General features: G+C 73.6%; 7 protein-coding genes and 1 riboswitch. All 7 genes read right to left on the reverse strand.

The annotated features are described in order from the left end of the window. Positions 1-22 precede the first annotated feature (22 nt). From cobI to ACIQHQ_RS06270, 7 genes are read right to left on the reverse strand one after another with little or no spacing between them, the layout of a single operon-like run. Positions 23-754, reverse strand: a complete 732-nt coding sequence (cobI, locus tag ACIQHQ_RS06240) for a precorrin-2 C(20)-methyltransferase (protein WP_402610527.1) — start codon at positions 752-754, stop codon at positions 23-25. Beyond that, positions 751-2,175 (reverse strand): cobyrinate a,c-diamide synthase, encoded by a 1,425-nt coding sequence (locus ACIQHQ_RS06245; RefSeq protein ID WP_402610528.1) that lies wholly within the window; start codon positions 2,173-2,175, stop codon positions 751-753. The genes cobI and ACIQHQ_RS06245 overlap by 4 nt, the downstream gene beginning before the upstream one ends. Then, on the reverse strand, positions 2,172-2,771 hold the full coding sequence (gene cobO / locus ACIQHQ_RS06250; protein ID WP_031110986.1) for a cob(I)yrinic acid a,c-diamide adenosyltransferase: 600 nt from the start codon (positions 2,769-2,771) through the stop codon (positions 2,172-2,174). The genes ACIQHQ_RS06245 and cobO overlap by 4 nt, the downstream gene beginning before the upstream one ends. Continuing rightward, the gene (locus ACIQHQ_RS06255; RefSeq protein ID WP_402610529.1) at positions 2,771-4,768 is read right to left on the reverse strand and encodes a putative cobaltochelatase; all 1,998 of its coding nucleotides are present in this window, start codon (positions 4,766-4,768) and stop codon (positions 2,771-2,773) included. The genes cobO and ACIQHQ_RS06255 overlap by 1 nt, the downstream gene beginning before the upstream one ends. Next, positions 4,765-8,421 (reverse strand): cobaltochelatase subunit CobN, encoded by a 3,657-nt coding sequence (cobN, locus tag ACIQHQ_RS06260; RefSeq protein ID WP_402610530.1) that lies wholly within the window; start codon positions 8,419-8,421, stop codon positions 4,765-4,767. Before cobN ends, ACIQHQ_RS06255 begins: the two co-directional genes overlap by 4 nt. Then, the gene (locus ACIQHQ_RS06265) at positions 8,418-9,926 is read right to left on the reverse strand and encodes a cobyric acid synthase (RefSeq protein ID WP_402610531.1); all 1,509 of its coding nucleotides are present in this window, start codon (positions 9,924-9,926) and stop codon (positions 8,418-8,420) included. The genes cobN and ACIQHQ_RS06265 overlap by 4 nt, the downstream gene beginning before the upstream one ends. A 1-nt stretch (position 9,927) precedes the next feature. Beyond that, the gene (locus ACIQHQ_RS06270; RefSeq protein WP_402610532.1) at positions 9,928-10,863 is read right to left on the reverse strand and encodes a cobalamin biosynthesis protein; all 936 of its coding nucleotides are present in this window, start codon (positions 10,861-10,863) and stop codon (positions 9,928-9,930) included. A 99-nt stretch (positions 10,864-10,962) separates the two neighbouring features. Further along, positions 10,963-11,121: riboswitch (cobalamin riboswitch) on the reverse strand. Between the last annotated feature and the right edge of the window lie 196 nt (positions 11,122-11,317).

Consider the following 11,317-nt stretch of genomic DNA (forward strand, 5'->3'; position numbering starts at 1 on the left):
GGTGGGGTGGCGGACGGGCGGGTCAGAGCTTCCCGCCCCGTCCGCCGTCGCGCCGGGCGGGCGCGATGAGCGTCGAAAGATAGGGCAGGGGCGCGTCGCCGAGCTCGGCGGCCGGACGTACCGACTCCTCGGGCAGCCCGAGCGCCGAGCCCCACACGGCGTCGCCGAGCCGCCCGGTCTCGCGCAGCGCCTCGGCCACCTCGTGCGCCTGCCGCCCGAACTTGTAGGCGACCACGGTCCCGGGCCCGGCCAGGGCGTCCTTCAGCACGGCGGCCCCGGCGGTGACGGGCACGAGCGTCAGCGGCTCGGTGCCCTCGGTCAGCACGGCACCCGACCGGGCGGCGAGGTCCTGCATGGCGGTGATCCCGGGCACGGTCTCCACGACGGTCCCCGGCACCGACTCGGCGATGGTCTGCGCGAGATACGTGAACGTCGAGTAGACGTTGGGATCCCCGATGGTCGCGAAGGCCACGGCGGCATGACGACGCAGCAACTGCGCGACCCGGTCCCCGGCCGCGTCCCAGGCGGCCTCGCGCCGCCCCCGGTCGCTGCGCTCGTTCAGCGCGAACACGACGCGCACGACCTTCTCCTCGGGCACGTAGTGCAACACCGTCGCCTCGGCCCGGCCACGCTCCCCGCTGTCCATCACGGGGACCACCACGACATCGGCCTCCCGCAGGGCGTTGACCCCCTTGACGGTCACCAGCTCCGGATCCCCGGGCCCTACACCGACTCCGATCAGCCTGCTGCTCATGACGTCCGGCACCTCTCGACGAACCGACGGGCGACACCGGGCTCGGACGCCCAGTGCGTGTGCAGATAGCTCGCGTGCACACCGCGCTGTACGAAACCTTCGACCCGCGGCCGGGGGCCGCGGACCCCCCAGGCGGGTTCCGTCCCCGACCCGGGCTCCACCACGGTCCGGTGGAACTCGTGTCCCCGCATCCGTGTCCCGGCCACCGCGAGCACACTGTCGCCCACGGCCACGGCGTCCCGGTAGCCCAGAGTGAGCCGCTCGGTCATTCGCGCCCCGGCGTCCAGCACCCCGCACATCGGCAGCCCGTCCAGCTCCCGGCACAGGTACAGCAGCCCCGCGCACTCGGCGGCGACGGGAGCGCCGCTTCCCGCCAGCTCGGCCACGGCCTTGCGCAGTGGTTCGTTGGCGGACAGCTCCGAGGCGTACACCTCGGGGAACCCGCCCCCGATCACCAGCCCGGCGGTCCCCTCGGGCAGTTCCTCGTCCCGCAGGGGGTCGAAGGTGACGACGTCGGCCCCGGCGGCGGTGAGGAGTTCGGTGTGTTCGGCGTAGGAGAAGGTGAACGCAGACCCACCGGCGACGGCGACGACGGGTGCACGCCCCCCGACAGCTTCGCCCGACCGCGTCGCCCCGGCGGGGGGCGCCGGCCTTTCATCCGAGTGTGTCGGGTGGTGGGTGGGTGAGGCGGGGGTCCACGGGGCGGAGCCCCCTGGTACGGCACCGGCTGCACGTGCCAGGGCTTCCAATGCTCCCAGGTCACAACCGTCCTGGACCTGCGCAGCCATCGCAGCGACGGCCTCGACCGCCGCACCCTGCCGTTCGGCTACAGGAACCAGACCGAGATGCCGAGAAGGCGTGGACACCTGCGAAGCCCGCCGCAAGGCGCCCAGCACCGGCACCCCGGCCTGCTCCAGCGCCTCCCGCAGCAACTCCTCGTGCCGGTCCGAGGCGACCTTGTTCAGGATCACGCCCCCGACCCGCACCTCCGGGTCCCAGGACGCGAACCCGTGCACCAGCGCCGCCACCGACCGCGACTGCGACGACGCGTCGACGACCAGCACCACCGGCGCCCGCAACAGCTTGGCGACATGAGCCGTCGAGGCGAGCTCACCCTCTCCGGCGGCCCCGTCGTACAGCCCCATCACGCCCTCGACGACCGCGATGTCACAGCCCCGCGCCCCGTGCAGGAACAGCGGCCCGACCAGCTCGGGCCCGCACAGGTACGCGTCGAGGTTCCGTCCCACCCGCCCGGTCGCGAGCGCGTGGTACCCGGGGTCGATGTAGTCCGGCCCGACCTTGTGGGGGGACACGGCGAGCCCCCGCGCGGCGAACGCGGCCATCAACCCCGTGGCGACGGTGGTCTTGCCGCTGCCCGAGGAGGGCGCGGCGATGACCAGCCGAGGGACGGAACCACTCACCACTCGATGCCCCTCTGGCCCTTCTGGCCCGCGTCCATCGGATGCTTGACCTTGGACATGTCGGTCACGAGATCGGCGAAGTCCACGAGTTTCCCGGGCGCGTTCCGCCCGGTGATGACGACATGCTGCGTTCCGGGCCGGTCCCGCAGCACGGAGATCACCTCGTCGGTGTCCACCCAGCCCCAGTGCATCGGGTAGGCGAACTCGTCCAACACGTACAGCCTGTACGTCTCGGCGGCCAGGTCACGCTTGACCTGCTCCCAGCCCTCCCGGGCCTTCTCCTCGTTGTCCATCTGGGCATCGCGCTGCACCCAGGACCAGCCCTCGCCCATCTTGTGCCAGTCGACGGACCCGCCCTCCCCGGACGCCCCCAGCACCCGCAGCGCGTTCTCCTCGCCGACCTTCCACTTCGCCGACTTGACGAACTGGAACACCCCGATCGGCCACCCCTGGTTCCAGGCCCGCAGCGCGAGCCCGAAGGCGGCGGTGGACTTGCCCTTGCCGACGCCCGTGTGCACGACGACCAGCGGACGGTTCCGGCGCTGCCGTGTCGTCAGCCCGTCGTCCGGCACCACACTCGGCTGTCCCTGCGGCATTACGCGGCCCTCCTCTGTACGTCCTTCACGAGCCCGGCGATGCTGTCCGCCCGCAACTCGTCCAATGTCACGGCCGTACCGCCCAGTTCACCGGCGAGCTGCCCGGCGAGCCCCAGCCGCACCGGCCCCGACTCGCAGTCCACGACCACCGAGGCGACACCGTCGGCCGCGAACAACCGCGCCGCACGCCCGGCCAGGGCGACGGGCTCCGGGCCGCCGGTGGCCCGTCCGTCCGTCACGACCACGACCAGCGGCCGCCGCGCGGGATCGCGCAGCCGCTCCACGCGCAGCACGTCGTGGGCGCGCAGCAGCCCGGCGGCGAGCGGTGTGCGCCCGCCGGTCGGCAGCGTCTCCAGCCGGGCCGCCGCCGCGTCCACGGACGAGGTCGGCGGCAGCGCGACATCGGCGCCCGAGCCCCGGAAGGTCACCAGTCCCACCTTGTCGCGCCGCTGGTAGGCGTCCAGCAACAGCGACAGCACGGCGCCCTTCACGGCGCTCATCCGCTGCCGTGCCGCCATCGAACCGGAGGCGTCCACGACGAACAGCACGAGATTGCCCTCGCGCCCCTCGCGGGTGGCCTGCCGCAGATCGTCCCGGCGCACGACCAGGCCCGGTCCTGAGCGCCCACGCGCCCGCTGGTGGGGTGCCGCGGCCTGCACGGTCGCCGCCAGGTGCAGCTTGGTGAGCGCGCCCCGCGGCCGCCGGGCCCCGGTCGTGCGCCCCTGCTCGGTCCGCGCCCGCGAACGCCGCCCGGCGGCACCCTCGCCGATCCCGGGCACGCTCAGCACCTTCGTCCGGAACGGTTCGGAAGCCCGTACGGCCGACTGCTCGCCGGCCCCCGAGGGCCGCGGTTGCCCGTTCTCCCCGGCCTCGGGTCGGGCCGCGGTGTCGCCGTCGCCCTGCGGGGCGTCGTCGGGTTCCGGCTGTCCGCCGCCCCCGCCCGGCCCGTCCGGCCCGGGGTCCGGATCCGGATCGTCGTCGTCCGAGCCGCCGAACTCCTCCAGCGTCTCGTCCAGCTTGTCCTCGTCGAGCCCCGGCGCGTCGAAGGGGTTGCGCCGCCGCCGGTGCGGCAGCGCGAGCAGCGCCGCCTGCCGGACGTCCTCGGCGAGCACGTCCGTGCGCCCGGCCCAGGCCGCCAGCGCCGTGGCGGTCCGCGCCATCACGATGTCCGCGCGCATGCCGTCCACCTCGAAGGCCGCACAGGTCGCGGCGATCTGCCGCAGCGCGCCGTCGCCCAGCCGCACGGACGGCAGCAGCTCCCGCGCCGCGATGATCCGCGCCCGTACGGCGGCCTCCTCCTCGGCCCAGCGCGCGGCGAATCCGCCGGGGTCGTCGTCGTAGGCCAGGCGCCGCCGGACGACCTCCACCCGCTGGTCCGGCTCCCGCGAGGCCGCTACCTCGACGGTCAGCCCGAACCGGTCGAGCAACTGCGGCCGCAGTTCGCCCTCTTCGGGATTCATGGTGCCGACGAGCAGGAAGCGGGCGGCGTGCCGCACGGAGACGCCCTCGCGCTCCACGTACGAGGCGCCCATCGCGGCTGCGTCCAGCAGCAGGTCGACCAGGTGGTCGTGGAGGAGGTTGACCTCGTCGACGTAGAGGATCCCGCGGTGCGCGTCGGCGAGCAGGCCCGGCTCGAAGGCCTTCACGCCCTCGGACAGGGCCCGCTCGATGTCCAGCGCGCCGACCAGCCGGTCCTCGGAGGCGCCGACGGGCAGCTCGACCATCCGGGCGGGCCGCTCGACGCCGGTGCCGGCCTCGTGCGGCCCGTCCGGGCACACCGGGTCGGGGGAGGAGGGATCGCACGAGAAACGGCATCCCGGGACGACCGGGACCGCCGGCAGCAGCGCCGCCAGCGCCCGCACCGCGGTCGACTTGGCCGTGCCCTTCTCACCGCGCACCAGCACACCGCCGACCGCCGGTGAGACCGCGTTCAGCAGCAGCGCGAGCCGCAGGTCGTCCTGGCCCACGACGGCCGTGAACGGAAAGGGGGTGGTCACTTCTCGTCGCCCTCCAAGTCGCCTTCGAGTTCCAGGTAGGTGGCCCGCAGCCGCTCCAGCGTCTGAGCGTCCGGCTCGGCCCACAGTCCGCGCTCGGCGGCCTCCAGCAGCCGCTCGGTGATGCCCCGCAGCGCCCAGGGGTTGGACTTCTTCATGAAGTCCCGGTTCTCCGGGTCGAAGACGTACTCGGCGCTGAGCTTCTCGTACATCCAGTCGTCCACGACCCCGGCCGTGGCGTCGTACCCGAACAGGTAGTCCACGGTCGCCGCCATCTCGAAGGCGCCCTTGTAGCCGTGCCGCCGCATGGCCGCCATCCAGCGCGGGTTGACCACGCGGGCGCGGAAGACGCGGTGCGTCTCCTCGCCGAGCGTGCGGGTCTTCACCTGGTCCGGGGTGGCCGAGTCACCGACGTACGCCTCGGGGCTCGCGCCCGTCAGGTGGCGCACCATGGCGACCATGCCGCCGTGGTACTGGAAGTAGTCGTCGGCGTCGACCAGGTCGTGCTCGCGGGTGTCGACGTTCTTCGCGGCGACGGCGATCCGCTTGAACGCCGTCTCCATGTCCCCGCGCGCCGCCCGGCCGTCGAGCCCACGGCCGTAGGCGTAGCCGCCCCACACCGCGTACACCTCGGCGAGGTCCGCGTCGGAGCGCCAGTTGCGGGCGTCGATCAGCGGCAGCAGACCGGCCCCGTAAGCCCCCGGCTTGGAGCCGAAGATGCGGGCGGTGGCCCGCCGGCGGTCCCCGTGCTCGGCGGTGTCCTGGTCGGCGTGCGCCCGGACGTGGTTGGACTCGGCCGGCTCGTCCAGGTCGGCGACCGTGCGCACGGCGTCGTCGATCAGCCCCACCACGTGCGGGAACGCGTCCCGGAAGAAGCCCGAGATGCGGACCGTGACGTCGATGCGCGGCCGGCCGAGCTCGGCCAGGGGGATCACCTCGAACCCGGTCACGCGCCGCGAGGCGTCGTCCCACACCGGCCGGCAGCCCAGCAGCGCCAGGATCTCGGCGATGTCGTCGCCCTGGGTGCGCATGGCGGAGGTGCCCCACACCGTCAGACCGACGGACGTGGGGTACTCACCGGTGTCCTGCAGATACCGCTGCACCAGCGAGTCCGCGAGCGACTGCCCGACCTCCCAGCTCAACCGGGACGGAATGGCCTTGGGGTCGACGGAGTAGAAGTTCCGGCCCGTCGGCAGGACGTTGACGAGCCCGCGGGTCGGCGAACCGGACGGTCCGGCCGGGACGTAGCCGCCCTCCAGGGCCCGCAGGATGTGCCCGATCTCGTCGGTGGTCTGCTCCAGCCGCGGCACGACCTCGGCGCAGGCGAACTCCAGCACGGCGACGGCCTCGGGCAGTTCGGCGCCGAGGACCTCCCGGATCAGCGGCGCGCTCTCGGCGAGGGCCCAGCCGCGCTCCTCCATGCCCTCCGCGAGCCGCCGGCACAGCTGCTCCAGCAGGTCGATCGCGTCGGCGGCGCTGCGGGCCGGGCCGTCCACCAGGTCCGTCAGCTCGGCGGGCACCTTCACCGCAGCGCCCGGCTCGGCCAGCAGCTCCTTCTCCACCAGACCGAAGTGCCGCGCCAGCGAGGCCCTCAGCCCCGGCAGCGCGTTGGCCTGCCCGCCCCACACCTGCGAGGCGCGCAGGACGGCCAGCACGAGGTTGACGCGCGGTTCACCGACCGGCCCACCGCCCAGGATGTGCAGGCCGTCGCGGATCTGCACGTCCTTGATCTCGCACAGATAGCCGTCGATGTGCATGACGAACTCGTCGAACGCCTCGTCGTCCGGCTGCTCGTCGACGTGCAGGTCGTGGTGGAGCTCGGCCGCCTTGACCAGCGTCCAGATCTGGGCGCGCACGGTCGGGGCCTTCGTCGGGTCCAGGTCCGAGACGAGCGCGTACTCGTCGAGGAGCTGCTCCAGCTTGGCCAGGTCGCCGTAGGTGTCGGCGCGGGCCATCGGCGGCACGAGGTGGTCGACGACCGTGGCGTGCCCGCGCCGTTTGGCCTGGGTGCCCTCACCCGGGTCGTTGACGATGAACGGGTAGATCAGCGGCAGGTCCCCGAGGACCGCGTCCGGGGCGCAGCCCCCGCCGAGCCCGAGGCCCTTGCCGGGCAGCCACTCCATGGTGCCGTGCTTGCCCATGTGGACGATGGCGTCGGCGCCGAAACTGTTCTCCAGCCACCGGTAGGCCGCCATGTAGTGGTGGGACGGCGGCATGTCCGGGTCGTGGTAGATCGCGATCGGGTTCTCGCCGAAACCGCGCGGCGGCTGGATCATCACGACGACGTTCCCGAACTGCAGGGACGCCAGCACGATGTCGTCCCCGTCGACGTAGAGGCTGCCCGGCGGCTCGCCCCACGCCTCGGTCATGGCGTCCTTCAGCTCCGGGTCGAGCTTCTCGAACCACGCCCGGTAGTCCGCCAGCGGCACCCGCGCGGGCGCGGCGGCCAGCTGCTCCTCCGTCAGCCACTCCACGTCGTGCCCGCCGGCGTTGATGAGCCGGTGGATCAGCTCGTCCCCCTCGTCCGGATGCCCCTCGACGACGTACCCGGCGTCCCGCAGCGCGTCCAGCACCCGCACCGCCGAGGCCGGGGTGTCGAGCCCGACCGCGTTGCCGACCCGGGAGTGCTTGGTCGGGTACGCGGTGAAGACCAGCGCCAGCTTCTTCTCGGCGTTCGCCTTGTGCCTGAGCCGCGCGTGCCGTACGGCGATGCCGGCGACGCGTGCGGCGCGCTCCGGGTCGGCGACGTACACGGGCACGTCGTCCGGGCCCTGCTCCTTGAAGGAGAACGGCACGGTGATCAGCCGTCCGTCGAACTCCGGGATCGCCACCTGCATCGCGGCGTCCATGGGGGAAAGGGCGGCGTCCGACTCCGCCCAGGCCTGCCGGGAGGACGTCAGGCAGAGGCCCTGCAGCACGGGGATGTTCAGCTCCGCGAGGGCGCCGATGTCCCAGGCCTCCTCGTCACCGCCGGCCGAGGCCTGCGAGGCGTGGGTGCCGCCGGCGGCGAGCACGGTCGCGACCAGGGTGTCCGCCCGCCCGAGGATCTCGTACAGCCCCGCGTCCGCGCCGCGCAGCGAGCCGCAGTACACGGGCAGCGCATTGGCGCCCCGCGCCTCGATCGCGTCGCACAGGGTGTCGACGAAGGCGGTGTTGCCGCTCAGGTGGTGGGCCCGGTAGAAGAGCACGCCGACGGTCGGCCGGCCGTCCACCCGGGCGCGCTCACCGTGGACGCCGTACTCCGGCATCGTGCGCGGCTCGACGAACCCCTCGCCGGTCAGCAACACGGTGTCGGAGAGGAACCGGGCGAGTTCGGTGAGGTTGTCCGGCCCGCCCTCCACGAGGTACTTCAGCGCCTCGGCCACGACACCGGCCGGGACGGACGACTCGGCCATCAGCTCCGCGTCCGGCACGGCCTCGCCGCCCAGCAGCACGGTGGGGACGCCGGAGGCCTTCAGGGCGGCGAGCCCGTCCTCCCAGGCCCGCTTGCCGCCGAGCAGCCGGACGACGGCGATGCCGGCTCCGTCCAGCAGGGCCGGGAGCTCCTCCCGGACGTCCACGCGGGTGGGGTTGCCGATCCGGTAGTCGGCACCGGAGGCGGCCCGGGCCGCCAGCAGGTCCGTGTCGGCGGTCGACAACAACAACACAGTGCTCATGCGGGTGCTCCCGGTGGAATGAAGGGCAGTCCTTGTGGCGCGCCGGACTCGATGAGCCGCCACAGCGCGTCCGTGTCCGCGTGCTGTTCGATCAGGTCACCGAGCCGGTCGAGCTGCTCCTCGCGCAGCGCGGCGAACGAGGTGTCCGGAGCCGGCACGAAGCGGCGGCCCGCGGCGGCCGCCACCTCCCGCAGAAAGGCCCGCCGGAAACCGTCCGACTCCAGAGAGCCGTGCCAGTGCGTGCCCCAGGTCTGGCCGACCCGGCACCCGTCCAGGAAGGGTTCTCCGCCGGCCACATCGGCGACCCCGTGGTGGATCTCGTAGCCCTCGACGGGCTCCCCGAGGGCCTCGCCCGCCGGCCGGGTGAGGGTCTTCTCGCGGGCGAACCGCACCCGCACGGGCAGGATCCCGAGCCCGTCGACGTGACCCCGGCGGCTCTCGACGTCGTCCTCGATGTGTTCGCCGAGGATCTGGAAACCACCGCAGATGCCGAGGACGGGCCGCTGCTCGGCGGCCCGGCGGGCCAGGGCCCCGGCGAGGCCGCGCTCGCGCAGCCACTCCAGCGCGCGGACCGTCCCGCGGGTGCCGGGGACGATGACGAGGTCGGCGTCGGACAGCTCCTCCGGCCGGTCCACGAACCGCACCACGACGCCCGGTTCGGCCGCCAGCGCGTCCACGTCGGTGAAGTTGGACATGAGCGGCACGGCGCAGACCGCGACGCGCAGCACGTCCTCCCCGACCGGCGGGGCGACGACGGACTCCCGCACCGCTCCCCGCAGGGAGACCCGCAGCCCGTCCTCCTCGTCGATCCCGAGCCCGTGCCGGAACGGCAGCACGCCGTACGTCCGCCGCCCGGTCAGGTCGCGCAGCATGTCAAGACCCGGCTCCAGCAGGGAGACGTCCCCGCGGAACTTGTTGACGAGGAACCCGGCGACGCAACGCTGGTCCTCGGGCGACAGCAGCGCCACCGTCCCGAAGAACGAGGCGAACACACCACCCCGGTCGATGTCGCCGACGACGAGCACGGGCAGCCCGGCACCCCGGGCGATCCCCATGTTCACGATGTCCGTCCGCCGCAGATTGATCTCGGCGGGAGAACCGGCCCCCTCGCAGATCACTGCGTCATACGTGCCCCGCAATTGCTCCAGGCAGTCCAGCACCGTCCCGAGCAGCCTCTGCTGCCGCCCGCCGTGGTACCCGCGCGCACTCATCTCCCCGACCGGCTTGCCCAGCAGCACGACCTGACTGCTCTGCTCACCTCCGGGCTTGAGCAGCACGGGATTCATCAGCGCGGTCGGCTCGACCCGGCAGGCCTGCGCCTGCATGGCCTGCGCCCGCCCGATCTCGGCCCCCTCCTTCGTCACGAAGGAGTTCAGGGACATGTTCTGCGCCTTGAAGGGCGCGACCTTGACGCCCTGCCGCACCAGCCACCGGCAGATCCCGGCGGTCACGACGCTCTTGCCCGCGTCGGAGGTGGTACCGGCGACGAGAAGACCACCGTTCACGTCAATTCCCCCTCTTGAGCAACCGCGCACCGGCGCACACCCCGAGCGCGAGCCAGGTGACGCGCCGCGACAGCCGCACGGCCCGTTCGACATCGCGCGTGCCGACGGCACGTCCTTGCGTGTTCAGCACGGGCCGGTGCTCCACCCGCCCGCCGTACGAGAGCGTCCCGCCCAGCCGCACCCCGAGAGCCCCCGCGAAAGAGGCCTCCACGGGACCGGCGTTGGGGCTCGGATGCTTCGCCGCGTCGGCCCGCCAGGCCCGCACGGCGCCCCGGGGATCCGGCCCGGCCAGGGCGGCGAGGACCGCGGTCAGCCGCGCCCCCGGCCAGCCCGCGAGGTCGTCCAGCCGCGCGGAGGCCCACCCGTACCGCCGGTAGCGGGCCGACTTGTGTCCGACCATCGCGTCCAGGGTGTTGACGGCCCGGAACCCGAGCAGCCCCGGCACCCCGCCGACGGCTCCCCACACCAGGGCCCCGACCACCGCGTCGGAGGTGTTCTCGGCGACCGACTCGACCACGGCCCGGGCGATCCCGTCGGCATCGAGGGCCTGTGGGTCCCGCCCGCACAGATGCGGCAGCCGGGCCCGGGCCGTCTCGACGTCACCGGCCTCCAGAGCACGCCCGATGGCCCGGGCCTCCCGGGCGAGTGAAGTCCCCCCGACCACGGCCCAGGTGGCGGCACCCGTCAGCGCGACGGAGGCGACGCAGGACCTCCGCACGGCACGTGCGGCGACGGAGCCGAGGGCGACGGCCCCCGAGGCACACACGGCGGTATGCAGCGCGCCCCACCCGCGGTGGTCCCGCCACAACACCCGTTCCACGGCACTCGCGGCCCGTCCGAACGCGGCGACCGGATGCCCCCGGCGAGGATCACCGAGCAGCAGGTCACCGATCAGACCGGCGGCGGCGCCGTACGCGAAGACGCGACCGGCACCCATGGGCTCAGCCGGCCGGAAGGGCAGGCGGAGGCGGGGTGTTGGAACGGGATCGGCAGCCGCGCATGGCGATACGTGTCCTCACTCAGGGTGTCCACGCCCTGGTTCGACGAGACCGGCGGCGAGAGTTCCTGGCTCCCGGGGATCACTACCCCGGTGACAGTGGCGGGACCGCGCCGGACTCTCACCGGCTTCCTCTCCTGCCGCCGTACTGGCCCCGGCAGTCCACCACGGCCGGCAACCGCCGTCAACTTGCCGTTGACCTGCGAGGGGAGAGTGTGGAGAACCCCACACCGGCCCCTTCCCGCACACGACGACCGGGCGGGGGGGGGGGGCCCCCCCCCCCCCCCCCCCCCCCCCCCCCGGGGGGGGGGGGGGGCCCCCCCCCCCCCCGGACACCCCCCTGGGGGCGGGGACCGGGGGGGGGCACAAACAATCACCCCCCCATTTACCAGGG

The sequence above is a fragment of the Streptomyces sp. NPDC092370 genome (assembly GCF_044755265.1).
Lineage (GTDB): Bacteria > Actinomycetota > Actinomycetes > Streptomycetales > Streptomycetaceae > Streptomyces.

Bases quoted from the DNA above. Each gene is read 5' to 3' on its own strand.
- cobO (WP_031110986.1), bottom strand. From the start codon at position 2,771: ATGCCGCAGGGACAGCCGAGTGTGGTGCCGGACGACGGGCTGACGACA.
- cobI (WP_402610527.1), bottom strand. From the start codon at position 754: ATGAGCAGCAGGCTGATCGGAGTCGGTGTAGGGCCCGGGGATCCGGAG.
- cobN (WP_402610530.1), bottom strand. From the start codon at position 8,421: ATGAGCACTGTGTTGTTGTTGTCGACCGCCGACACGGACCTGCTGGCG.
- ACIQHQ_RS06270 (WP_402610532.1), bottom strand. From the start codon at position 10,863: ATGGGTGCCGGTCGCGTCTTCGCGTACGGCGCCGCCGCCGGTCTGATC.